The sequence below is a fragment of the Pseudomonas fulva genome, assembly GCF_023517795.1.
GTDB classification, from domain to species: Bacteria; Pseudomonadota; Gammaproteobacteria; order Pseudomonadales; family Pseudomonadaceae; genus Aquipseudomonas; species Aquipseudomonas fulva_D.
This window is the reverse complement of the sequence record NZ_CP082928.1, coordinates 1,320,558-1,345,180: the sequence shown is the minus strand read 5'-3', so window position 1 is coordinate 1,345,180 and position 24,623 is coordinate 1,320,558. Positions and strand designations below refer to the sequence as shown.

Genomic DNA, 24,623 nt, shown 5'->3' with positions numbered 1-24,623 from the left:
GAAAGACCCGCCGAAGAAGCCGCGCCATTGCGCGGTTTTTTCGTTGCGGCCGACATTCGTCCCGGATCGGGGCTTCTACGCGAGGGCGGTTAGCGCGGCTTTTGTGGGAGCGCCGCCCCGGCGCGAAGCGATGGTTGGTACGCAGGGATAGTGTGGCGTGGCTGCCATTCGCCCCGCGTCGGGGCTCCTACGCGATCGTGGATGTAGCCGCTTTTTTGTGGGAGCGCCGCCCCCGGCGCGAAGCGATGGTTGGCGCGCAGGGATGTTGCGGTGTGGCTGCCATTCGCCCCGGGTCGGGGCTCCTACGCGATGGTGGGTATAGCCGCTTTTTGTGGGAGCGTCGCCCCCGGCGCGAAGCGATGGTTGGCGCGCAGGGATATTGCGGCGCGGCCACCATTCGCCCCGGGTCGGGGCTCCTACGCGAGGGGGTGTCGCCGCTGCTTTTGTGGGAGCGTCGCCCGCGGCGCGAAGCGATGGTTGGTACGCAGGGATATTGCGGCGCGGCCGCCATTCGCCCCGGGTCGGGGCTCCTACGCGAGGGGGTGTCGCCGCTGCTTTTGTGGGAGCGTCGCCCGCGGCGCCAAGCGATGGTTGGTACGCAGGGATATTGTGGCGTGGCTGCCATTCGCCCAGGGTCGGGGCTCCCACATGGGTGTGGTTGTCGCGGCCCTTGTGGGAGCGTCGCCCGCGGCACGAAGCGATGGTTGGTACGCAGGGATATTGTGGCGTGACTGCCTTTCGTCCATGGTCGGGGCTTCTACGCGGGAGCGGGCTTGTCGCCAGCACATTTTCCCGCAGGCATAAAAAAAGCCCGGCATCAGCCGGGCTCTTCATTGCTGCGCTGACGCTTACTTGCCGTAGACCGGCAGCTTGGCGCAGATGGCCTTGACCTTCTCGCGAACGGCGTCGATCACCGCTTCGTTGTTCAGGTCGGCGAGGATGTCGCAGATCCAGCCGGCCAGTTCGCGGCACTCGGCTTCCTTGAAACCACGGGTGGTGACGGCCGGGGTGCCGAAACGCAGGCCCGAGGTGACGAACGGCGAGCGCGGGTCGTTCGGGACCGAGTTCTTGTTGACGGTGATGTAGGCCTTGCCCAGAGCAGCGTCGGCGTCCTTACCGGAGATTTCCTGCTTGATCAGCGAGAGCAGGAACAGGTGGTTCTGGGTGCCGCCGGACACCACGTCGAAGCCGCGCTCGATGAACACTTCGGCCATGGCCTGGGCGTTCTTCACCACTTGCTGCTGGTAAGCCTTGAACTCGGGCTGCAGGGCTTCCTTGAAGCAGATTGCCTTGGCGGCGATGACGTGCTCCAGCGGGCCGCCCTGGGCACCCGGGAAAACGGCGGAGTTCAGCTTCTTCTCGATGTCGGCATTGGCGCGGGCGAGGATCAGGCCGCCGCGCGGGCCGCGCAGGGTCTTGTGGGTGGTGGTGGTGACCACGTCGGCGAACGGCACCGGGTTGGGGTACACGCCAGCGGCAACCAGGCCGGCCACGTGGGCCATGTCGACGAACAGGTAAGCACCAACCTTGTCGGCGATGGCGCGGAAGCGCGGGAAGTCCAGCACCTGGGAATAGGCGGAGAAACCGGCGACGATCATCTTCGGCTTGTGCTCGACGGCCAGGCGCTCGACTTCGTCGTAGTCGATCAGGCCGTTGGCGTCGATGCCGTACTGGATGGCGTTGTACAGCTTGCCGGAGGAGGAAACGCTGGCGCCGTGGGTCAGGTGGCCGCCGTGGGCCAGGCTCATGCCCAGGATGGTGTCACCGGCGCTCAGCAGGGCCAGGTAGACGGCGGCGTTGGCTTGCGAACCGGCGTGTGGCTGAACGTTGGCGTAATCGGCGCCGAACAGTTCCTTGGCGCGGTCGATGGCCAGTTGCTCGACCACGTCGACGTACTCGCAGCCACCGTAGTAACGCTTGCCCGGGTAGCCTTCGGCGTACTTGTTGGTCAGTACGCTGCCCTGGGCTTCCATCACCGCTGGGCTGGTGTAGTTTTCCGAGGCGATCAGCTCGATGTGCTCTTCCTGGCGCAGAGCTTCTTGCTGCATGGCTTCGAAGAGCTCGGCGTCGTACTTGGCAATGGTCAAATCACGGCTGAACATGGCAATCCCCTGAAAGTCAGCTGGGCGGAAGAAATAGGGGGCGGATTCTACCGCATCCGAGCTGACCAGGCATATGAAGCGTGATCATGAGCGGGACAAGTGGCGCTCACGACGCGCGCCTCGCTAAACCGTGAACAGGCTGCGCCCGCAGAATTGCGCCTCGAAGCGGTGAGCGGCCATCGGCCGGCCCAGCAGGTAGCCCTGCACCTCGTCGCAGTCGTGGGTACGCAGGAAGTCGAGCTGCTCCTGGGTCTCCACGCCCTCGGCGATCACCGACATGTTCAGGCTGTGGGCCATGGCGATGATGGCCCGGGCGATCTGTCCGTCCTGCTCGCCCTGGGGCAGGCCGTCGACGAAGCTGCGGTCGATCTTCAGCACGTCGATGGGGAACTGCTTGAGGTAGTTGAGCGACGAGTAGCCGGTGCCGAAATCGTCGATGGCGATGCACACCCCGAGGTTCTTCAGGTCGGTGAGGGTCTGCAGCGCGGCGCCGACGTCCTGCATGAGGATGCTTTCGGTCAGTTCCAGCTCCAGGCACGCCGCCGGGATGCGGCTGTCGGTGAGGATGCGTTCGATGCGCTGGCGCAGGTCGCCGTCGCTGAACTGGCGGGCCGAGAGGTTCACCGACACTTTCGGCACGCGGATCTTGTTGTGGTGCCAGATGCTCAGCTGGCGGCAGGCTTCGGCCAGCACCCAGTCGCCGACCTGCACCACCAGGCCGAGTTCTTCGAGCACCGGGATGAACGCATCGGGCGCCACCAGGCCGCGCGTGGGATGCTGCCAGCGCAGCAGCGCCTCGACGCCGGTCAGGCGCTTGCCGTTGCCGGAGAACTGCGGCTGGTAGTGGAGCAGGAATTGGCCCTGTTCCAGCGCGTGGCGCAGGTCGCCTTCGAGCTCCAGGCGCTCGAGGGCGCTGGCGTTCATGTCCGCCTGGTAGAACTGGAAGTTGTTCTTGCCGCGCTCCTTGGCGTGGTACATGGCGGTGTCGGCGTTCTTCATCAGCTGGCTCGGCTCGTTGCCGTCCTGCGGGCCGAGAGCGATGCCTATGCTGGCGGTGACGAAGAACTCGCGGCCTTCGAGCACGAAGGCCTGGGCCAGGCTGGCGAGAATCTGCTCGGCGACGTGGATGGCGCGGTGCAGGGCCGTGTCGCGGCTGGCGCTGGAGCGCAGCAGCAGGGTGAACTCGTCGCCGCCCATGCGTGCCACGGTGTCGTCTTCGCCCACGCAGGCGGCCAGGCGCACGGCCACGTCCTTGAGCATGCGGTCGCCGGCGGCGTGGCCGAGGGAATCGTTGATCGGCTTGAAGCGGTCGAGGTCGAGGAACATCAGCACCACCCACTCGCGGTGCCGCTCGGCGTGCTGCAGGGCGGTGTGCAGGCGGTCCTGGAACAGCGTGCGGTTGGGCAGCTGGGTCAGGGCGTCGTAGTAGGCCAGGCGATGGATGCGCTGCTCGCTGGCCTTGCGCTCGCTGATGTCGCTGAAGAAGCACACGTAGCTGACCAGGTCGCCTTCCTCATCGTGCACGGCGGTGATGCCGACCCACGCCGGGAAGTTCTCGCCGTCGCGGCGCTTGAGCCAGATTTCGCCTTCCCAGGTGCCGCGCTGGTGCAGCTGGTTGAGCACGTAATGCAGGTGCGTGCTCTGCTGGCTGTCGGCAGTGAGCATGCCCGGCAGTTGGTCGAGCACCTGCTCGGCGCTGTAGCCGCTGACCCGGCTGAAGGCATTGTTGACCTGCACGATGTAGCCCGCCGGGTCGGTGACCAGGATCGCCGCCGTGGAGTGCTCGAACACCGTGGCGGCCATGCGCAGGTCCTTCTCGGCGCGCCGCTGCTGGGCCACGTCGCGGCCCACGCCGAGCAGGCCTTCGAACTTGCCGTTGTCGTCCCACATCGGCACCAGGCGCAGCTCCACGGGAATCTTGCGGCCGTCGGCACGCAGGAAGTCGAGGATGAACAACTGCGGGGTGAGGGTCTGGCGCAGCTCGTGCATTTGCTGGTGCACGCCGAGGGCGCCACGGATGCGTTCGAGCAGGGCGTACACCGCGGCGAGTTGCTGCGGGTTGGTGGCCAGGCCGCCGAAGCCGTGGGTCTGCACCCAGGCGGCTGAGTAACCCAGCACGGTCTGCACCGAGGGGCTGACGTAGTTGAGGTTCAACTGGCTGTCGGTGGAGAAGATCACATCGCTGATGCTCTCGGCGAGCATGCGGTAGCGGTGTTCGTTCTCGCGCAGCGATTCGTTGCGGGCGATCTGCCCGGTGATGTCCTTGGCCACGCTGATCAGGCGGCTCACCCAGCCGTTGGCGTCACGCGCCAGGGCCTGCTCGGTGATGCTGAACCAGCGCCAGGAGCCGTCACTGTGGCGCACGCGCAGCTGCGATTCGAGCAGCACGCCGTTGCCCAGCACGCGCTGCTGGTTGCGCACGCGCTCGTGCAGGTCGTGGTCATCGGGGTGGACGATCAGCCTCCACCAGTCGTCGCCCTTGCCGCGTACGGAGTTGTCGTCATAGCCCAGGCGGCTGGCGAAGTCGTGGTTGCTGAACAGCAGCGTGCGGGTGGGCAGGTCGGTGACGTACAGGGTGTCCGGCACCGCACGCACCACCTCGGACCAGAAACGCTCGCGTTCGACCAGCGACAGCTCCATGCGCTTGCGGCTGGTGATATCGCTGATGCTCAGGGCGACCGCGTGCAGGTCCTCGGGGCTTTCCGGTAGGCGCATCACCAGCCACAGGTGGCGGGTGATGCCGTTGGCGCCTTCGATGTGGCTTTCCAGTTCCAGGTGGCCGCCGCCATCGAGCAAGGCCGCGCTGAGCTGGGCGCGGAAGCCGTCGGCGCGCACCGCGCCGCGGTTGATCAGTTGCTCCCAGGCCTGTTCGGTGGTGCTCACGCCGAGCAGGCGCAGGGCGATCTGGTTGGTTTCGGTGAAGCGCATGTGCTGCAGCAGCTCACCATGGCGCTGCGGGTTGGCGTCCAGCCAGGGTTTCAGTTCGGCGCCGCTGTTCAGGCCCTGATCGCGCAGGAAGTGATAGAGGCTGGCGAGGTCGAGCACGCACAGCGCCGTGCCGGTGCCGTCGAAGATGTCCTGGTAGCGGCGACGGGTTTCCTGCAGCACGCGGGTGGCCTGCTGCTGCTCGGTGACGTCGCGCAGCACCCAGACGAAACCCAGCTGGCGGGAGGCGTCGCGCAGGTCGCTGCGGGTGATGGTGAACAGGCGGGTCTGGCCATTCTGGCGGATTTCCACCACGTCCGGGCCCTGGTCGCTGTGAAAGGCCGTGGCGTGCAGCAGCAGCGGGTCGAGGCCTGGCAGCAGTTCGAGCAGGTGCCACTGGCGGGCGTGCTGGGTGGTCAGGCCGAACATCGCTTCGGCCTGGGGGTTGAGATAGGTCAGGCGGCCGGTCGCGTCGGTGACCAGCACCCGCTCCTCGATGGCGCTCAAGGCGCTGGCGGCCTGATGCAGCGAACGCCGCGAGGCGGCGTTGAGGGCGTGCAACTGGCCCTGTTCACGCACCAGGCGGTAGAGGGCGAACAGGGTGAGCAGGCTGCACAGGGTGAACAGCAGGATCTTGCCGAGCATCTCCGGCAGCACCTGGGCCTGCACCTTGCTTTCATCGAGCATCGCGCGCAGTTGCCAGTCGGAGCCGGGCAGGTCTTGCAGCACGATGGTCTGCGCCTGGTTGGCCGCGGTGACCGACGGGTAATTGCGCTCCTCGGCGCTGACGCCGCGCGAGTCGGCGATCACCCGCTGATTGGTGGCGTCCTCGAGTTGCCAGGAAACGTCTTCCTGAGGCGCCTTGAGCAGCCAGCCGCTAAGGGCGCTGGCATCGAGCTGAAGCGCCCAGTAGCCGTCGTCGACGCGCAGCAGCAGGTCGAGATGGCCGCCATCGATCGGGTCGAATACGTAGTAATAGCTGTGCTTGCTGCTGCGGCCGATCAACTCGGCGAGCAGCGCCTGTTCGGCTTGCGCCAGGCTGCTGCCTGGCCGCGGCTGCCCGCTGGCATCCAGATGGGCGAGGCCCCGCAGGGTCGGGAACACCACGCGCAGGTTGTCCAGGTAGCGTTGCTGCTGGTCGACGGAATCCAGCGGCTCGCGGGTGGCGTGCAGCACCGCTGAGCCGGCGTTGGCCATCGAGGCCATGCTCAGGCTCAGTTGCTTGGCCAGTTGTTCGCTGACCGCCAGGTTGAGGGCGCGCTGGTCGTCCTTCAACTGGCGGAACTCGAATTGCAGTTGCCAGAACAGCAGCACCAGTAACCCGAGTACCAGCACGACCAGCGCGCCCTTGAGGGAACGACGCATGGGAATGATCGTGGTATCGCGCTGGGGGCGATTGGTTTCGGCGGCTGACACGTGATGACGTCCTGCAACGGCGGGGTCGAGTAGGCAGGTGGTGCTGCAAAAAAGGGTGTTCAGGGGCGTCCGCTTCCCAGGGCGGCTAGCATGCCACAAATGTGGCGAAGTGCCAGCCCAGGCGACGAATGTCGCACACTTGCTACTCTTCCTAGTCTGGCGCAGATCGCCGAAAATGCCCGGTCAGCGCTGTACCCTCACCCGGGCAGCTCATCTCTGTTAAGTACGGGCGTGCGGTATGGCCTGGCGCACCTGCGGGCGCGGCATTTATCCGTTTGCGTGAGGCGGCGTCTTGGCATAGGGTGCGCGCCATCGTCGCCATTTATTAGTGAGGTCTGAATTTTGGCTCAATACGTCTACACCATGCATCGGCTGAGCAAGGTCGTGCCGCCGAAGCGCGAGATCCTCAAGAACATCTCCCTGTCGTTCTTCCCGGGCGCCAAGATCGGTGTGCTGGGCCTCAACGGTGCCGGTAAATCGACCCTGCTGCGCATCATGGCGGGCGTGGACAAGGAATTCGACGGTGAAGCCCGGCCGATGCCGGACATCAACGTCGGCTACCTGCCCCAGGAGCCGCAGCTGGATCCGGCCAAGACCGTGCGTGAAGTGGTCGAAGAGGCGGTCAGCGTGGTCAAGGACGCCCAGGCGCGCCTGGACGAGGTCTACGCCGCCTACGCCGAGCCCGATGCCGACTTCGACAAGCTGGCCGCCGAGCAGGCCAAGCTCGAAGCCATCCTGCAGGCCAGCGACGGTCACAACCTGGAGCGTCAGCTGGAAGTCGCCGCCGACGCCCTGCGCCTGCCGGCCTGGGATGCCAGGATCGAGCACCTGTCCGGTGGCGAGAAGCGCCGCGTGGCGCTGTGCCGCCTGCTGCTGTCGGCCCCCGACATGCTGCTGCTCGACGAGCCGACCAACCACCTGGACGCCGACTCGGTTGCCTGGCTGGAGCGCTTCCTGCACGACTTCCCCGGTACCGTGGTGGCCATCACCCACGACCGTTACTTCCTCGACAACGTCGCCGGCTGGATTCTCGAACTCGACCGCGGCGCGGGCATCCCGTACGAGGGCAACTACTCGGGTTGGCTGGAGGCCAAGTCGGCGCGCCTGGCCCAGGAGTCCAAGCAGCAGTCGGCCCACGAGAAGGCCATGAAGGAAGAACTGGAGTGGGTGCGCAAGGGCGCCAAGGCCCGCCAGTCCAAGTCCAAGGCGCGTCTGCAGCGCTTCGAGGAAATGCAGTCCCAGGAATTCCAGAAACGTGCCGAGACCAACGAGATCTACATCCCGGCCGGCGCGCGCCTGGGCGACAAGGTCATCGAGTTCAAGAACGTCACCAAGGGCTACGGCGACCGCGTACTGGTCGAAGATTTGTCGTTCAGCGTGCCGAAGGGCGCCATCGTCGGCGTGATCGGCGGTAACGGTGCCGGTAAGTCGACCCTGTTCCGCATGCTGATGGGCAAGGAAACCCCGGACTCGGGCAGCATCGAGATCGGTGAAACCGTGCAGCTGGCCTGCGTCGACCAGAGCCGCGAGGACCTGGACGGCAGCAAGACCGTCTGGGAAGCGGTGTCCGATGGCCTGGACATGATCAAGATCGGCAACTACGAAGTCCCGTCCCGGGGTTACGTGGGCCGCTTCAACTTCAAGGGCGCCGACCAGCAGAAGTTCGTCAAGGACCTCTCCGGTGGTGAGCGTGGCCGTCTGCACCTGGCCCTGACCCTGAAGGAGGGCGCCAACGTCCTGCTGCTCGACGAACCGTCCAACGACCTCGACGTGGAAACCCTGCGTTCGCTGGAAGACGCGCTGCTGGACTTCCCCGGCGCCGCCATCGTGATCTCTCACGATCGCTGGTTCCTGGACCGCGTGGCGACCCACATCCTCTCCTACGAGGACGACGGCGTGATCTTCTTCGAAGGCAACTACACCGAGTACGAAGCCGACCGCAAGAAGCGCCTCGGCGACGCCGCCGCCCAGCCGCACCGGGTACGGCACAAGAAGCTGGCGCAGTAAGCGCTGCTGTAGAAAAAACGGAGCCTCAGGGCTCCGTTTTTTTATGGCTGTTTTTTCCTTTGCGAGCTTTCGGATTGCTTGCATTTCGATGACTGCGAAGGGGCGCAAGCGGCCGTAGGGTGGATGACGCCTTTCTCATCCACCATTGCGATCCTCAGGTGGTGGACGGGTGAAGCGTCGTCCACCCTACGAAAGGCCGCTTCTGCCTTATTGCCGCCGGTTCATGAGATACGCGTTCGCTGGTACACAACGATCGCGATCAGGTCTCAGGCCCTGCCACCCACCTCGACCCGCAATCCCTTGCCCATGGGCGTGCAGCGCACGGCCACCGGGCAGAAGGCTTCGATCACCTGGATGTTGCTCTGCAGGTGTTCGCTCAGGTGCGTGGTGGTGAAGCTGCCTCCGCCTGCCAGGGCCATCGGCAGCAGCAACTGGTCGGCCAGGTGCTCGGCCACTGCCGCGCCACTGGCCAGCCACCGTTGCAGCGGCTCGATGGCTTGGTCGGCGACCGCTTCGGCCCGCACGCTGCTCTGCCCAAAGGCACAGAACTGTTCCGTCAGGTGCTCGCAGGCCACCGTCAGCATCAGGATATTGCCCGGGCCATGTTCCTGATTCAGCCAGGTGCAGTGCAACTGGTCGTCCGGCCACTGCAGGCGTTTGCCGACCCGCGCCAGCTCGCGTTCGCCGACGTGGCCGGGAATACCGGCCAGCAGCACCTCGGCACGCTGCTCGATCACGGTGCCGCGCTCGGGCAGGTGCAGGGGCGTCAACCGCGAGGGCTGGATGAATGCCTCCAGCGCGCCGCCACCGGCAGGCACGAAGCCGGGGCGGTGCAGTTGCAGCTCCATCTGCCCACCCATGCGCCGCAGCAACGGTAGCCAGGCCCGGTCGAGAAAGTCGAAGGGCGGCGCGGCCGGGTTGTGGGTGCCGCCGCTGATCTGTACGCGACTCGGCTCGGCGGCCTGCAGCAGGGCCGGCAGAATGGTCTGCAACACCAGGGTGCAGCTACCCGCCGAGCCAATGGCGAAGCGGTACTCGCCGCCACGGATCGTGCCGGGGCGAAACACCAGGGTGGTCGCATGCATCTCGGCGCCCTCGGTTTCGGCGCCGCTGATTTCGGCCGCGGCCAGTACCGCGGTCAGGTGCTGGCGCAACAGGCCCGGCCGGCTGCGCCTGGCGCGAATGTTGACGATGCGAAACGGCGTGCCGGTGATCATCGACAGGCTCAGCGCCGTGCGCAGCACTTGGCCGCCGCCGATGGCGCCGTCCAGTTCGAGAATGTCCTTGTTCATGGTGAATCCTTTGATCGTGATCGTTCCCACGCGCTGCGTGGGAATGTCCATCAGGGCGCTCCGCGTCCCTCTTGACTGTGGCCCGCATTCGTAGCCCAGGTGTCGCTTCGCTCGACCCGGGCTACGAATGCGGCTCAGGCGTAACGGCCGACCATCTCACGCAGGTAATCGTCGAGCAGGCCGCTGTCCGCCTGGGTGCGTGGCAGCGCCGGCACCGGCCGTTCCAGCTGCGCCTCGATAAAGGCGTGCAGGGCAGGGCGGCGCGGGCCATAGGCGGACTCGTCGGCGCTGCGCTTGAGGGCCAGCAGTTGGTCAACTTCGGCCAGTAACGACTGGTCGTCCACCGTCTGCAGCAGGTCGGCGAAGGTCATCGGCGGCCGGCCACGGCCCTGGTCGATCCACAGCACGGCGAGCAGCGGGCGCAGCACGTAGAAGTACTTCTTCAAGCGCACCGTCTCGTCCTGCAGGTAGCCACGGAAATTTTTCCTGGCCATCGACAGATAATGATTGCGCGCCGCCGGCGGACTGTAGAAGTGCTCGGCCAGCTCGCGCAGGCGCGCCGTGGCCTGATCTTCCTGGCGGTACACCAGGGGCGAGTCGAGCCACTCCAGCAGCGTCGGGTTGGATTTGCGCAGCAGGCCCAGGGTCTTGCGCAGCTCCCAGCCACTGACGTCCAACTCGTCATCCAGCGGCCGCTCGATCACATCGCGCCCCGTATCGACCTGGACGAACCAGTCCGGCTTTTCCACGTAGACGAAGCGCACGTCGTTGTCGCTGTCCGTCGAGGCGAAGCCCCAGGCGCGGCTGCCCGACTCGCAGGCATACAGCACCTTGACGTTGCGCTCGCGTTCGACCCGCTCGAGTTCAGCCAGCACCCGTGCGCGCATGGCGTCGCTGAGGGGGTGGCGTTGTTGCATGTCCATGTCTTCCATCCTTGTCTAGTCTGTCGCGCTGGCGGTCAGCGCGGACAATGTCCGGCGACGCGGGTTGTACAGGGTGAGGCACCAGATACCCCACCATTGCTTGCCGTCGTCGAAGTAGCTGCTCCAGGTGCTGCGCTGTGGCTCGGCGTCTGCATTGCCGACCCAATCGAGCACCTGCATGCCTTCGTCTGGATACAGCCGCAGCGTCTGTAACCATTCGCGAAAGTCCGCCGCCTGCAACTGGGTGCCGTAGGGCGGGGCGCAGAAGGCGCGGCACAGCAGACCGTCCTCGCTGGCCAGCTCCCGAACGGCATCGGCGCTAAGTGGCTGCGGACGGGCCTGAGCCAGATCGGCAGTCAGTTCGGGCCAGCGATGTTTCGCGTAACGGGCATCCTGGGCGATCAGCTTCTGTTGCCAGATCCGTGCGCGCTCCTGAATGCTCTCGAACAGCAACCCCAGCGCCTGGCGATGCTCCGCCTCGCCAGGCGTGGCGGTCGAGTCGAGCGTGGTCACCACGAAATCGAACACGCAGCCAGCCTCCTCCAGGCGGGTGCGCAGTTCATCGAGTCGCTGGCTTTGCATCGGTTGCAGCATGGCCTCACCTCATCCTTTAACGCACACCACCTGACGCAGGGTGTGCACCACTTCCACCAGCTCGCGCTGGGCGTCCATGACCTGGTCGATATCTTTGTAGGCCATCGGGATCTCGTCGATGACGTCGGCGTCCTTGCGGCATTCGACGTGGGCGGTGGCCTTGATCTGGTCTTCCACGGTGAACAGCTTCTTGGCGCGGGTTCTGCTCATGGTGCGCCCGGCGCCATGGCTGCAGGAGCAGAACGCCTCCTCGTTACCCAGGCCGCGCACGATGAAACTCTTGGCGCCCATGGAGCCGGGGATGATGCCCAGCTCGCCTTTCTTCGCCGACACCGCGCCTTTGCGGGTTACCAGCACCTCTTCACCGAAGTGACGTTCCTTCTGCACGTAGTTGTGGTGGCAATTCACCGCTTCCAGCGCGACCTCGAACGGCTTGGCGATTACCCCGCGGGCCGCCGCGATCACCGCGTGCATCATCAGCGCGCGGTTCTGCTTGGCGAAGTCCTGGGCCCAGCCCACCGCTTCCACGTAGTCGGCGAAGTGCTGGCTGCCTTCTTCGAAATAGGCCAGGTCGCGGTCCGGCAGGTTGGCGATGTGCTGGCGCATATCGGCCTGGGCCAGTTCGATGAACAGGTTGCCGATGGCGTTACCCACACCGCGCGATCCGCTGTGCAACATGAACCAGACCCGGTTCGCCTCGTCCAGGCACACCTCGACGAAGTGGTTGCCGGTCCCCAGGGTTCCCAGGTGCTTGCGGTTGTTGGTCTTTTCCAGCCGCGGGTACTTGTCGGTGATTGCCTTGAAGCGACCACTCAAGGCCGACCAGGCGTGGTCGGTCATGTCCGGCACGTTTTCCCAGGCGCCCTTGTCTCGGCCGCCGCGGGTATTGCTACGCCCGTGCGGTACCGCCTTCTCGATGGCGGCGCGCAGGCCGGCCAGGCTATCCGGCAGGTCATGGGCCATCAGCGAGGTGCGCGCAGCGATCATTCCGCAGCCGATATCCACCCCGACCGCTGCCGGGATGATCGCACCGACCGTGGGGATCACGCTGCCGATGGTCGAACCCTTGCCCAGGTGCACGTCCGGCATCACGGCCAGGTGCTTGAAGATGAAGGGCATCTTCGCGGTGTTCATCAACTGCTGCTTGGCGTCTTCCTCGACCGGAACGCCTTGCGTCCACAGTTTGATCGGCTTGCCGTTGGCGACTTCCAGCAGGTTGTAGGTTTTGGTTTGCATCATCATTCACTCGTATTCGGGCTGGCCGTGCCAGCGTTTGCAGTGCGGCGACAATCGTTGGTGGAACATGCGTTGCTCTATCCAGTTGAGCTACCCGTCGCCGGGGCGGGAGTCGAACCCGCAACCTTCACGTCCTGTAGTTCCACCGGCGCTCGCCGGGTCGATCAAAAAGGCAGGGGCAGGCCCCCGTGCAGCGATGAGTGGATGGGCACATTTGCTCTACCAATTGCGCTACAGCCGTAATCGTGAACAGGTTGAAGTTGGCCATCGTGGCGTCTCGCTGTGTTGTCCGTTGTTACCAGAGCAATTGCAGCGGTTATGCCAGGTTTTTATTCGAGGTTTCAAAATAATTATAAGTTATTGAATTTAAAGGATTTTAAATTTTATCCGGGCATCTCCCGGGCAGCCTAAGGTGAACAGCTTCAAGAAAATGTATATTTTTTGATATCGTTATTTATCTTTTTGGATAAATCAGACAGCGCCTCAAGGAGGAGCCATGCGTGTTCTGTCGGTCCTGCTCGCCATGCTGTGGGCGGCTTTTGCCCATGCCGAGCCGTCGCTGCGTGAAGGCGACCTGATCTTCCATCAATCGCGCTCCTCGCAAAGCCTGGCCGTGCAGTTGGCCACCGGCTCGCGCTACAGCCATATGGGCATGCTGCTGCGCAAGGACGGCCAGCTACAGGTGTTCGAAGCCAGCGCCACGGTACGCTACACGCCTTTGCCGCAATGGGTGGCGCGGGGCGAGGGTGGTCATTACGTGGTCAAACGCCTGCATGCTGGTATCGATGATGCGGGGCTGATCAAGCTGCAGCATGAGGCCGAACGGTTCAGCGGAGCCCGTTATGATCTGACCTTCGAGTGGTCGGACAGCCGCCTGTATTGCTCCGAACTGGTCTGGAAGGCTTACCAGCGCGCACTGGGCGTGGAGATCGGCGCCTTGCAGCGGGTGCGTGACTTCAACCTGGCGGCGCCGGCGGTGCGCGTCAAGATGCGTGAGCGTTATGGCGACAAGGTGCCACTGGATGAACCGGTGATCTCGCCGCTGGCGATGTTCGAATCACCGCTGCTGTTCACCGTACGGGAGCGCTGAACATGACCCGCAAGCGTACCGTCGCCATCGGCTTTATCGGCGCCACCCTGGATCGGGTCGGCAAGGGCGCCAATCGCTGGAACAAATGGCGGCCGAGCATCGGCCTGTGCCAGCAGCCGGACTTGCTGATCGATCGCTTGGAGCTGATCCATGGCGTCGATGCACGGGATATCAGCCTGGCCGAGCGCATTCGTGCCGATATCGAGCAGATTTCCCCGGAGACCGAAGTGCGCCTGCAGCCGCTGCACCTGCGCAATCCCTGGGATTTCGAGGAGGTGTACGGCGCGCTGCATGACTTCACCAGCGGCTATGCCTTCGATACCGAGCGCGAGGACTACCTGGTGCACATCACCACCGGTACCCATGTGGCGCAGATCTGCTGGTTCCTGCTCACCGAGGCGCGCTACCTGCCGGCGCGGCTGGTGCAGACCTCGCCGGCGCGCAAGCGTGATGAGCAGGCGCCGGTGACCGGCACCCACGCGCTGATCGACCTCGACCTGTCGCGCTACGACCGTATCGCCACGCGCTTCCAGCATGAGCGGCTGGAGGGGCTGGCGTTTCTCAAGTCCGGCATCGCCACGCGCAACGCGGCGTTCAACCGTTCCATCGAGCAGATCGAGCGGGTCGCCGTCCGCTCCTCGGCGCCGATGCTGCTGATCGGCCCGACCGGTGCGGGCAAGTCGTTCCTGGCCCGCCGCGTTTACGAGCTCAAGCGCAGCCGTCATCTGGTCGATGGCCGCTTCGTCGAGGTCAACTGCGCGACCCTGCGCGGCGACGGCGCCATGTCGGCGTTGTTCGGGCATATCAAGGGCGCCTTCACCGGTGCCCAGAACGCCCGCGATGGCCTGCTGCGCGCCGCCGATGGCGGCATGCTGTTTCTCGACGAGATCGGCGAGCTGGGCCTGGACGAGCAGGCCATGCTGCTCAAGGCCATCGAGGAGAAGCGCTTCTTTCCCATGGGCGCGGACAAGGAGGTGAGCAGCGACTTCCTGCTGATTGCCGGTACCCACCGCGACCTGCGTGCACGGGTCGCCGAAGGGCTGTTTCGTGAAGACCTGTATGCGCGCATCAACCTGTGGACTTTCGAGCTGCCGGGGTTGGCCGGGCGCCGCGAGGACATCGAGCCGAACATCGATTTCGAGTTGGAGCGCCACGCCCGCGAGCAGGGGCGGATGGTGCGCTTCAACCTGGAGGCGCGGCGCCGCTACCTGGCCTTCGCCAGTTCCAGCGAGGCCGCCTGGCAGGGCAACTTCCGTGAGCTGTCCGCCTCGATCACCCGCATGGCGACCCTGGCCGACAGCGGGCGTATCGACGAAGCGCAGGTGCAGGAGGAGATCGAGCGGCTGCGGCGCGCCTGGGGTTTCGTGCCGGATGGGCTGTCGAGCCTGCTGGGTGAGGCAGCCGGTGATATCGACCTGTTCGACCGTCTGCAGCTGCAGGCGGTGATCGGCATCTGTCGGCAGGCGGGCAGCCTGTCCGAGGCGGGCCGGCGTCTGTTCGATGTCAGTCGTCAGGCCAAGGCGCAGGCCAACGATGCCGACCGCCTGCGCAAGTACCTGGCGCGCTTCGGCTTGAGCTGGCAGTCCGTGCGCCGCGAGTGACGTTTTGGTGCGAGAAGATGCTGACTTGGTGCGTTGCGTGGGCTGATGAAAGCCCTGTTTCCGAGGGTCTATTTACAGTAAAGCACCAAAAAGTTTCATAAAGGCGTCATTTTGCCCTTTTTAAGGGCGCTCTGTTCTTGCTAGAGTCCCGCCACTTTTCATTGCGCGGCGCAGCAAGACGCCAGGGAGCCTGCCATGAGCATGTCCGTCGACCATTTCCTCGAACGCCTGAAACAACGCGATCCCCACCAGCCTGAATTCCACCAGGCGGTGGAGGAAGTGCTGCGCAGCTTGTGGCCGTTCCTGCAGGCCAACCCTCGCTACCTGGAGGCGGGCATCGTCGAGCGCCTGGTCGAGCCGGAGCGTGCCGTGCTGTTCCGCGTGCCGTGGGTCGACGACGCCGGGCGTGTGCAGGTCAACCGTGGCTTCCGCATCCAGATGAACAGTGCCATCGGCCCGTACAAGGGCGGCCTGCGTTTTCACCCCTCGGTGAACCTCAGCGTGCTCAAGTTCCTGGCCTTCGAGCAGACCCTGAAGAACTCCCTGACCTCGCTGCCCATGGGCGGCGGCAAGGGCGGCGCGGACTTCGACCCCAAGGGCAAGAGCGACGCCGAGGTGATGCGCTTCTGCCAGTCGTTCATGACCGAGCTGTACCGTCATATCGGCGCCAACCTGGACGTACCGGCCGGCGACATCGGTGTCGGTGGCCGCGAGATCGGCTATATGTTCGGCCAGTACAAGCGCCTGGCCAACGAGTTCTCCTCGGTGCTGACCGGCAAGGGCCTGACCTACGGCGGCAGCCTGATCCGCCCGGAAGCCACCGGCTATGGCTGCGTGTACTTCGCCGAGGAAATGCTCAAGACCCGCGGGCGCACCTTCGACGGCCAGCGCGTGGCCATCTCCGGCTCCGGCAACGTGGCGCAATACGCCGCACGCAAGGTCATGGACCTGGGCGGCAAGGTGATTTCCTTCTCCGACTCCGCAGGCACCTTGTACGCTGAAGAGGGCTTCAGCGAGCAGCACTGGCAGGACGTGATGGCGCTGAAGAACCAGCAGCGCGGCCGCCTGAGCGAACTCGACGGCGGCGCGCTGCGCTTCCAGGCCGATCAACGCCCCTGGGGCCTGGGCTGCGATATCGCGCTGCCCTGCGCCACCCAGAACGAGCTGAACCTGGAAGACGCCCGGGCGCTGCTCGACCAGGGCTGCGTGTGCGTGGCCGAGGGTGCCAACATGCCGACCACCCTGGACGCGGTGGACCTGTTCGTCGAGCACGGCACCCTGTTCGCCCCGGGCAAGGCCTCCAACGCCGGCGGTGTGGCGGTCAGCGGCCTGGAGATGTCGCAGAACGCCATGCGCCTGCACTGGAGCGAAGGCGAGGTGGACGAGAAGCTGCACGGCATCATGCAGTCCATCCACAACGCCTGCGTGCGCCACGGCGAGGAAAATGGCGGCATCAACTACGTCAAGGGCGCCAACATCGCCGGCTTCGTCAAGGTGGCCGACGCCATGCTGGCCCAGGGCGTGGTCTGACGGCCGCCCGCGCGGCCGGGCAATCCGGCTGCGCCGCCGACCAGCCGTCTTGCCGACGGCTGGTCGGCAACACCCTCTCACTGTCACGACGCTTACACACAAGGTGCCGACAATGCCCTCCCGTCGTGGCGCAGGATGGCGCCGCGCGTGTTGGAACATCACCGGAACAACGAGAGTCGTGTCATGAAACAGATTCCAGGAATGCTCGAAGGCGCCATGGCCGTTCGCTTCTACCAGAGCGTGCAGGGGCCTTTCCCCATCGAAATCGGTGCCGCGGTGTCGGGCACGAGCATGTCCGCCATCGTCAAGCCGGCTGCCAGCCCCGTCGCGCTGGACGCCACCTGCGAGGAACACCTGGGCCTGTCGCTGCTCGAAGCCGAAGCGACCGGCCTGGCCGCTGGCAAGGTCTGCGACCAGCTCAATGCCTTCCTGGCCGGGCGCCGGGTCAATTGCAGTGGCGCAGCGGAAGTCGAGGCGGTGAGCCAGCTGTTCCAGGCCGCCGGGGTGGAACTGGAGTTCTCGCTGTCGACCCTTGACGCCGCCGCGCTGTGCCTGCCCGATGCGCCGCCGGTCGACCAGTACCCGGAAAGCGTCGCCCGCGACCTGTTCGTGCTGGCCAGGCCGTTCGAGGTCTGGCGGTTGCGTTGAGCGCAGCGCCGCCGCAGCTGGTTCGCTTTCGCATCGTTACGTGGACAAAGATGCGAACTACTAGTACATGACAATCGTTATCGAATAGACTCCCGCGCCACCGGCTCGCTCTGCCGTGCCCGTCTCATCCTGCAAGGCCACCCGCACTACGCGCGGCGCATGCCTGGCGGCAGGGTCGAAGCACGCGCCACTGCGCAGTTGGTTCTCCCGTTCGCAGCAGGTAGTCCGAGAGTCGATTGCGGTGTTCAAGAAAGTTCTCTTCCAACTGCACTGGTTGTTCGGCATCAGCGCCGGGCTGGTGCTGGCCCTGATGGGCGTGACCGGCGCGCTGTACAGCTTCCAGGACGAGATTCTGCAGGCGATCAATCCGCATCAGGTGCTCAGCCAGCCGGGGCCCGTGCTCGAGCCGGGCGAGCTGATCGAGCGCTTGCAGGCGCAGGGGCTCAGTGTTTCCGGTTTCTACCTGGATACCAAGGGCGCCCAGCCGACGCGGGTGTTCCTGACCCCGCCGCCCGGTGAACGGCGTGGCGGGATACGCTTCGTCGACCCCTATACGGGGGAGTCCCTGGGCGAGCCGCGGGGCCTGCAGTTCTTCGGCCTGATGCTGCAGCTGCACCGCTTCCTCGCCATGGGCCAGAGCGGCCGGCAGATCACCGGCGCCTGCACCATCGCCCTGGTGTTCTTCTGCCTGTCCGGGCTGTACCTGCGCTGGCCGCGCCAGGTGTGGAGCTGGCGCGCCTGGCTGACCTTCGACTGGGCCAAGAAGGGCCGCGCGTTCAATTGGGATCTGCATTCGGTGGTCGGCACCTGGTGCCTGCCGCTGTATCTGTGCGCGGCGCTGACCGGCCTGTACTGGTCCTATGACTGGTATCGCAGCGGGCTGGAAGGCCTGCTCAGCGATGCGCCGCGGGCGGCCGGTGAAGGCCGCGGCCGGCGCAGCCCGCCGGTAGCAGGCCAGCCCATGCCGGCGGTGGACTACACCAACCTCTGGCAGGGCATCCAGCGCACGGCGGGCGACAGGCTCAGCGCCTACAGCCTGCAACTGCCCAATGCCGCCGGCGAGCCGGCGCGGGTGTTCTTCATATTGCGCGATGCCGAACACGCGCGCGCCTTCAACCAGATGCAGCTCGACCCGCTCACTGGCGAGGCCAGGCAGGTTGAGCGCTACGCCGACAAGTCGTTCAAGGCGCGGCTGCTGGCCAGCGTCTATGCCCTGCACACCGGCGAGTACTTCGGCATGACCGGGCGCATCCTGATGATGGTCGCCAGCCTGCTGATGCCGTTGTTCTTCGTCACCGGCCTGCTGCTGTACCTGGACCGACGCCGCAGGAAGCGCGCGGCGCTGGCCGCCCGTCAGGCGCTCGATGGTGGCGAAGGCGGTGAGTCCTGGCTGGTGGGGTTCGCCAGCCAGAGCGGCTTTGCCGAACAGCTGGCCTGGCAAACCGCCGGACAGTTGCAGGCCGCCGGCATGGCGGTGGAAGTGCAGCCGCTGGCGCGTATCGACACCACCAGGCTCAGCGCCACGCCCCGGGCGCTGCTGGTGCTCAGCACCTTTGGCGATGGTGAGGCGCCGGACAGCGCGCGCGGGGTCGAGCGCCAATGGCTGGCGGCGACCCTGGATCTGCCCGGCCTGCGTTACGCGGTGCTGGCCCTGGGCGATCGCCGGTACACGCAGTTCTGCGGCTTCGCCCGGCGCCTCGACGACTGGCTGACCAGCCGCGGCGCCCAGCGCCTGGGTGAGCGTATCGAGGTCGATGGCGACGATCAGCAGGCGCTGCAGCATTGGCAGCGGCAACTGGCCGAGCTGACCGGCGTGCAGCCACTGGCCGCGCAGCCGGTGGCGTTCGACGGCTGGGTGCTGCGTACACGCGCGCGCCTCAACCCGGGCAGCCAGGGCGCGGGCACCTGGCTGGTCGGCCTGCAGCCACCGGCCGGTGCGCTGTGGCAGGCGGGCGATATCCTGGAGATCCTCCCGCGCAACGGCAAAGCACAGGTGCAGCGCTGGTTGCATGCCCATGGCCTGCAGGCGCTGGAGTCCGTCGTCATCGAGCCGCTCGGCCATACACTCGGCGAGGCGCTGGCCGCCCGCCAACTGCCGTACAGCACCAGTCACCTGGTCGGCCTGCATGCCCAGGCGCTGCTCGAGGCGCTGGTGCCATTACCCAGCCGCGAATACTCGATCGCCTCGCTGCCCGAAGACGGCCTGCTGGAGCTGATCGTGCGGCAGCAGCACCTAAGCAATGGCGAGCTGGGTGCCGGTTCCGGCTGGCTGACCGAGCACCTGCCGCTTGGCGAGCAACTGCTGGCGCGGGTACGCCGTAACAGTGGTTTCCATGCTCCTGAGGATGATCGGCCGCTGATCCTGATCGGCAATGGCACCGGGCTCGCCGGCCTGCGCAGCCTGCTCAAGGCGCGCATCGCTGCCGGGCATATGCGCAATTGGCTGTTGTTCGGCGAGCGCAATGCCGAGCACGATTTCTACTGCCGGGACGAGCTGCAGGCCTGGCTCACCGGCGGCCGGTTGGAGCGACTGGATCTGGCCTTTTCCCGCGACCAGGCGCAGCGCCTCTATGTGCAGGATCGCTTGCGCGAGGCGGCGGATGAGCTGCGGGGGTGGATTGCCGAGGGGGCCGCGGTTTATGTATGCGGCAGTCTGCAGGGGATGGCAGCGGGGGTGGATCAGGTGTTGCGCGAGGTGCTGGGGGACGCCGTTGTCGAGGGGCTGGTGGAGCAGGGGCGTTATCGGCGGGATGTGTACTGAGGGCTTGCACTGGATTTATGAGCAGGTGCAAAGATTTGTGTGGTCTATGCGGCCGAGTTCGCGGACATGGCCCGCTCCCACAATACAGCTGACCTTCCGATCCGCTGCTGGATTCGTCACTCGGGCTGCCTGAGTTGCCGAGCGCAGCTTGAGCTGCGCCCGGCGGGCGGTCAGAGAAACTGCTCGGCGTGGTGGCAGGCCACTTCACGGCCATCGAGCGGGCGCAGCAGCGGCAGCTCGGTCTGGCAGCGCTCGGTGGCGTAGGGGCAGCGTTTGTGGAAGGGGCAGCCCGATGGCGGGTTGAGCGGGTTGGGCAGCTCGCCGGCGATCTTGATCTTCGGCTTGCTCGGGTCCGGATGGATGGTCGGCGTGGCCGACAGCAGCGCCTTGGTGTAGGGGTGCAGCGGGCGCTCGTACAGCCGCTCGCTGGGGCCAATCTCCGCCGGGCGGCCGAGGTACATCACCAGCACGTCGTCGGCCACGTGGCGCACCACCGACAGGTTGTGGGAGATGAACACGTAGCCGGTACTGAACTCTTCCTGCAGGTCCATGAACAGATTGAGCACCTGGGCCTGGATCGACACGTCCAGCGCCGAGGTCGGCTCGTCGGCCACCAGCACCTTGGGGGTGAGCATCATGGCGCGGGCCAGGGCGATGCGCTGGCGCTGGCCGCCGGAGAACATGTGCGGGTAGCGCTGGTAATGCTCGGGGCGCAGGCCGACCTGGTTCATCATCGCCTGTACCTTTTCGCGGCGTTCGGCGCGCGACAGGCTGGTGTTGATCAGCAGTGGCTCGGCCAGCTGGTCGCCGATCTTCTGCCGCGGGTTGAGCGAGGCGTAGGGGTTCTGGAACACCATCTGCACGTCGCGGCGCAATTGCTTGCGGGTCTGCGCGCTGGCGCCGTTCACTTCCTGGCCGGCGATCTGCAGCGAGCCCGATGAGGGCTCTTCGATCAGCGTCAGCGCACGCGCCAGGGTGGATTTACCGCAGCCGGATTCGCCGACCACGGCCAGGGTCTTGCCGGCCTGTAATTCGAAGGACACACCATTGAGCGCCTGCACCGTGGCGCTGGGCTTGAACAGCCCCTGGGACACGGCGTAGTGGCGCGTCAGTTGGCGTGCGGTCAGGACAGTCGTCATCACGCCACCTCGGCATTCAGATTGAGCGGGAAATAGCAGCGCACCGCGCCGCGCTCGTGGGGTTCCAGGGCCGGGCGTTGCTCGCGGCACTTGGGCTGCACGTAGGGGCAGCGCGGCGACAGCAGGCAGCCGTGGGGCCGGTCATAGCGGCCGGGGACGATGCCGGGCAGGGTCGACAGGCGCGTGGCACCCAGGCTGTGCTCGGGAATCGCCTTGATCAGCGCTTCGGTGTAGGGGTGGGTCGGCGCGTCGAACAGCGCCGGCACCTGGCCCAGCTCCACCGCTTGCCCTGCATACATCACGCAGACCCGGTTGGCGGTCTCGGCGACCACGGCCAGGTCGTGGGTGATCAGCACCAGGCCCATGTTCTGCTCGCGCTGCAGGTCGAGCAGCAGTTCCATGATCTGCGCCTGGATGGTCACGTCCAGGGCGGTGGTCGGCTCGTCGGCGATCAGCAGCTTGGGCTCGGCGGCAATCGCCATGGCGATGGCCACGCGCTGGCTCATGCCACCGGAGAGCTGGTGCGGGAAGGCCTCAAGGCGGCTCGCCGCGCCCGGGATCTCGACGCGCTCGAGCAGTTGCAGGGCGCGCTGGCGCGCGGCCTTGCCCTTGAGACCCAGGTGCTGGCGCAGCACTTCCTCGATCTGGAAACCGACGGTGAAACTGGGGTTCAGGGCGGTCATCGGGTCCTGGAAGATCATCGACAGGTCCTTGCCGACGATGTGGCGACGCTGGCGGCCCTTGAGCTTGAGCATGTCGGTGCCGTCGAAGACCAGGCGGTCGGCACGGACAATACCCGGGGCGTCGATCAGGCCCATCAGCGCCATCATGGTCACCGATTTGCCGGAGCCGGACTCGCCGACGATGGCCAGCACTTCGCCCTTGTCGACCTTCAGGTCGAGGCCATCGACCACCGGCACGGCGTTGGCGTCGCCGAAGCGCACGCTCAGGTTGTCTATTTCCAGCAGGCTCATCGGGCGGCCTCCATCGAATGGCAGGGGGCGGCCGTGGTGCGGAACAGGTTCATGGCGGCCTCCTCAGATCGCGTTCTTGAGTTTCGGGTCCAGCGCATCGCGCAGGCCGTCGCCCATCAGGTTGATCGCCAGCACGCTGAGCAGGATGGCGAGCCCAGGCAGGGTCACCACCCACCAGGCACGTTCGATGTAGTCGCGTGCCGAGGCCAGCATGGTGCCCCACTCGGGGGTTGGCGGTTGTACGCCCAGGCCGAGGAAGCCCAGGGCGGCGGCGTCGAGGATCGCCGAGGAAAAGCTCAGGGTCGCCTGCACGATCAGCGGCGCCATGCAGTTGGGTAGTACGGTGATGAACATCAGCCGCGGCAGGCTGGCGCCGGCCAGGCGGGCGGCGGTGACGTAGTCGCGGTTCAGCTCGCCCATCACCGCGGCGCGGGTCAGGCGCACGTAGGAGGGCAGCGACACGATGGCGATGGCGATCACGGTGTTGATCAGGCCCGGGCCGAGGATGGCGACGATGGCCACCGCCAGCAGCAGCGAGGGCAGGGCCAGCATGATGTCCATCAGGCGCATGATCGACGGGCCCATCAGGCGCGGGAAGAACCCCGCCACCAGGCCCAGCAGCAGGCCGGGAATCAGCGAGATGACCACCGAGGCCAGGCCGATCAGCAGCGACAGGCGCGCACCGTGGATCAGGCGTGACAGCAGGTCACGGCCGACTTCGTCGGTACCGAGGATAAAGCGCCACTGGCCGCCATCCAGCCATACCGGCGGGGTCAGCAGGGCATCACGGAACTGCTCGCTGGGCGAGTAGGGCGCGATCCACGGCGCGAACAGTGCGCAGAACACCATCAGCAGCATGAAGCCGAGGCCGGCGACGGCGCCCTTGTTGTGACTGAACGCGCGCCAGAATTCCTTTAGCGGCGAGGGGTAGACCAGGCTCTGGTCGAGCGGCGTGGTAGTGGTCGAGGTCATGCTCGCACCTCATGGATATCTGATTTTGGCGTAGCCCGGGTCGAGCGCAGCGACACCCGGGAAAGAGCGATCTGGGTATCGCGCTGCTCAACCCAGGCTACGGAAGTAGTTTGTGGGGTGGACGACGCTTTATCCGTCCCCCGCGGCGCGGTCATGGTGGATGAGAAAAGCGTCATCCACCCTACGGTTGTGTTGATATCAGTTGCCATTCATGACTCCGGAGAATCGGTTCATGGCCTCGCGAGCTAGCGCGAGGCAAGGAAAAATTCGTCGAGAGAGCGGAGTTGGCTGTAGCCAATGAGCATCTCGAGAGGGATTTTGACGCGGCATCGCCGACGCGCAGCAGGTCATGGCCGGTTCTCAGCGCTGGTGGCGAATACGTGGGTTCACCAATCCATAGAGGATGTCGACCACGAAGTTGACCAGGATCACCAGGCAGGCGATCAGCAGGATGCCGTTCTGTACCACCGGGTAGTCGCGGGCACCGATCGACTCGATCAGCCACTTGCCGATGCCCGGCCAGGAAAAGATGGTCTCGGTCAGTACCGCGCCAGCGAGCAGCGTGCCGACCTGCAGGCCGAACACCGTGAGCACCGGAATCAGCGCATTGCGCAGGCCATGCACGAATACCACGCGGGTCGGCGACAGGCCCTTGGCGCGGGCGGTGCGCACGTAGTCTTCACGCAGCACTTCGAGCATCGCCGAGCGGGTCATGCGGGCGATCACCGCCAGCGGAATGGTGCCGAGCACGATGGCCGGCAGGATCAGGTGGCGCAGGGCGTTGACGAAGGCGCCTTCCTCGTCGGACAGCAGGGTGTCGATCAGCATGAAGCCGGTCACCGGCTGGATGTCGTAGAGCAGGTCGATGCGCCCGGATACCGGCGTCCAGCCCAGCCATACCGAGAAGAACATGATCAGCAGCAGGCCCCACCAGAAGATCGGCATCGAATAGCCGGTCAGGGAGATGCCCATCACCCCGTGATCGAACAGCGAGCCCCGCTTGAGCGCGGCGATCACCCCGGCGATCAGCCCCAGCGTGCCGGAAAACAGCAGCGCGGCCAGGGTCAGCTCCAGGGTGGCAGGGAACAGGGTGGTGAACTCGGTCCACACCGGGGTGCGGGTACGCAGCGATTCACCCAGGTCGCCCTGGGCCAGCTGGCCGATGTAATCGAAATACTGGGCGTACAGGGGCTTGTTCAGACCCAGACGCTCCATGGCTTCGGCGTGCATCTGCGGGTCGACGCGCCGCTCGCCCATCATCACTTCCACGGGGTCGCCGGGGATCATGCGGATGAGCGCGAAGGTCAGCAGCGTAACCCCGAAGAACGTGGGGATCAGCAGGCCCAGGCGCCGGGCAATAAAACTCAACATCGTGGGAGGTACCTCATTGGCCGGTCAGGCAGCCCGCCGGCG

At 65.8% G+C, this 24,623-nt stretch carries 17 protein-coding genes; 6 read left to right on the top strand and 11 right to left on the bottom strand.

What is annotated here, in order from left to right; all coding sequences use genetic code 11:
* Positions 1–848 precede the first annotated feature (848 nt).
* A complete protein-coding gene (glyA, locus tag K8U54_RS06085; protein WP_249909305.1) occupies positions 849–2,102 on the bottom strand; it encodes a serine hydroxymethyltransferase in 1,254 nt (417 codons plus the stop codon).
* A gap of 123 nt (positions 2,103–2,225) precedes the next feature.
* The gene (locus tag K8U54_RS06080; protein WP_249909304.1) at positions 2,226–6,392 is read right to left on the bottom strand and encodes a sensor domain-containing protein; all 4,167 of its coding nucleotides are present in this window, start codon (positions 6,390–6,392) and stop codon (positions 2,226–2,228) included.
* Between the two features lie 393 nt (positions 6,393–6,785).
* On the opposite strand from K8U54_RS06080, the gene ettA reads away from it, so the two are divergent.
* Positions 6,786–8,450 (top strand): energy-dependent translational throttle protein EttA, encoded by a 1,665-nt coding sequence (ettA, locus tag K8U54_RS06075; RefSeq protein ID WP_070884387.1) that lies wholly within the window; start codon positions 6,786–6,788, stop codon positions 8,448–8,450.
* Between the two features lie 266 nt (positions 8,451–8,716).
* On the opposite strand, the gene rtcA is transcribed toward ettA, so the two are convergent.
* From rtcA to K8U54_RS06055, 4 genes are all read right to left on the bottom strand, one after another.
* Complete coding sequence (gene rtcA, locus K8U54_RS06070; RefSeq protein WP_249909303.1) at positions 8,717–9,742, bottom strand: RNA 3'-terminal phosphate cyclase; 1,026 nt, start codon at positions 9,740–9,742, stop codon at positions 8,717–8,719.
* A 134-nt stretch (positions 9,743–9,876) separates the two neighbouring features.
* Positions 9,877–10,665 (bottom strand): nucleotidyltransferase domain-containing protein, encoded by a 789-nt coding sequence (locus tag K8U54_RS06065; protein ID WP_249909302.1) that lies wholly within the window; start codon positions 10,663–10,665, stop codon positions 9,877–9,879.
* A 15-nt stretch (positions 10,666–10,680) separates the two neighbouring features.
* Positions 10,681–11,259: a hypothetical protein gene (locus K8U54_RS06060; protein ID WP_249909301.1), complete on the bottom strand. Its 579-nt coding sequence runs from the start codon at positions 11,257–11,259 to the stop codon at positions 10,681–10,683.
* 9 nt (positions 11,260–11,268) lie between these two features.
* Positions 11,269–12,495 (bottom strand): RtcB family protein, encoded by a 1,227-nt coding sequence (locus K8U54_RS06055; protein ID WP_249910406.1) that lies wholly within the window; start codon positions 12,493–12,495, stop codon positions 11,269–11,271.
* A gap of 496 nt (positions 12,496–12,991) precedes the next feature.
* On the opposite strand from K8U54_RS06055, the gene K8U54_RS06050 reads away from it, so the two are divergent.
* From K8U54_RS06050 to K8U54_RS06030, 5 genes are all read left to right on the top strand, one after another.
* Positions 12,992–13,585 carry a YiiX family permuted papain-like enzyme gene (locus tag K8U54_RS06050; protein ID WP_249909300.1) on the top strand — a complete coding sequence of 198 codons (594 nt, stop codon included), beginning with the start codon at positions 12,992–12,994 and terminating at the stop codon, positions 13,583–13,585.
* Between the two features lie 2 nt (positions 13,586–13,587).
* The gene (rtcR, locus tag K8U54_RS06045; RefSeq protein ID WP_249909299.1) at positions 13,588–15,186 is read left to right on the top strand and encodes an RNA repair transcriptional activator RtcR; all 1,599 of its coding nucleotides are present in this window, start codon (positions 13,588–13,590) and stop codon (positions 15,184–15,186) included.
* A gap of 195 nt (positions 15,187–15,381) precedes the next feature.
* Positions 15,382–16,716, top strand: a complete 1,335-nt coding sequence (gene gdhA, locus K8U54_RS06040; RefSeq protein WP_249909298.1) for an NADP-specific glutamate dehydrogenase — start codon at positions 15,382–15,384, stop codon at positions 16,714–16,716.
* A gap of 183 nt (positions 16,717–16,899) precedes the next feature.
* A complete protein-coding gene (locus K8U54_RS06035; protein ID WP_249909297.1) occupies positions 16,900–17,364 on the top strand; it encodes a hypothetical protein in 465 nt (154 codons plus the stop codon).
* A gap of 241 nt (positions 17,365–17,605) precedes the next feature.
* Positions 17,606–20,125 carry a PepSY domain-containing protein gene (locus tag K8U54_RS06030; RefSeq protein WP_249909296.1) on the top strand — a complete coding sequence of 840 codons (2,520 nt, stop codon included), beginning with the start codon at positions 17,606–17,608 and terminating at the stop codon, positions 20,123–20,125.
* Positions 20,126–20,295: 170 nt separating this feature from the next.
* Here the strand turns inward: K8U54_RS06030 and K8U54_RS06025 are convergent, their stop codons facing one another.
* The 5 genes from K8U54_RS06025 to K8U54_RS06005 all read right to left on the bottom strand — a co-directional run bounded on the left by K8U54_RS06025 (position 20,296) and on the right by K8U54_RS06005 (position 24,581).
* Positions 20,296–21,264, bottom strand: a complete 969-nt coding sequence (locus K8U54_RS06025; protein WP_249909295.1) for a peptide ABC transporter ATP-binding protein — start codon at positions 21,262–21,264, stop codon at positions 20,296–20,298.
* Positions 21,264–22,238, bottom strand: coding sequence for an ABC transporter ATP-binding protein (locus tag K8U54_RS06020; protein WP_074881440.1), 975 nt, complete (start codon positions 22,236–22,238; stop codon positions 21,264–21,266). The genes K8U54_RS06025 and K8U54_RS06020 overlap by 1 nt, the downstream gene beginning before the upstream one ends.
* A gap of 63 nt (positions 22,239–22,301) precedes the next feature.
* Positions 22,302–23,210: an ABC transporter permease subunit gene (locus K8U54_RS06015; protein WP_070884376.1), complete on the bottom strand. Its 909-nt coding sequence runs from the start codon at positions 23,208–23,210 to the stop codon at positions 22,302–22,304.
* Positions 23,207–23,419 (bottom strand): hypothetical protein, encoded by a 213-nt coding sequence (locus K8U54_RS06010; RefSeq protein ID WP_249909294.1) that lies wholly within the window; start codon positions 23,417–23,419, stop codon positions 23,207–23,209. The genes K8U54_RS06015 and K8U54_RS06010 overlap by 4 nt, the downstream gene beginning before the upstream one ends.
* A 151-nt stretch (positions 23,420–23,570) precedes the next feature.
* Positions 23,571–24,581 carry an ABC transporter permease subunit gene (locus tag K8U54_RS06005; protein ID WP_249909293.1) on the bottom strand — a complete coding sequence of 337 codons (1,011 nt, stop codon included), beginning with the start codon at positions 24,579–24,581 and terminating at the stop codon, positions 23,571–23,573.
* Positions 24,582–24,623 lie beyond the last annotated feature (42 nt).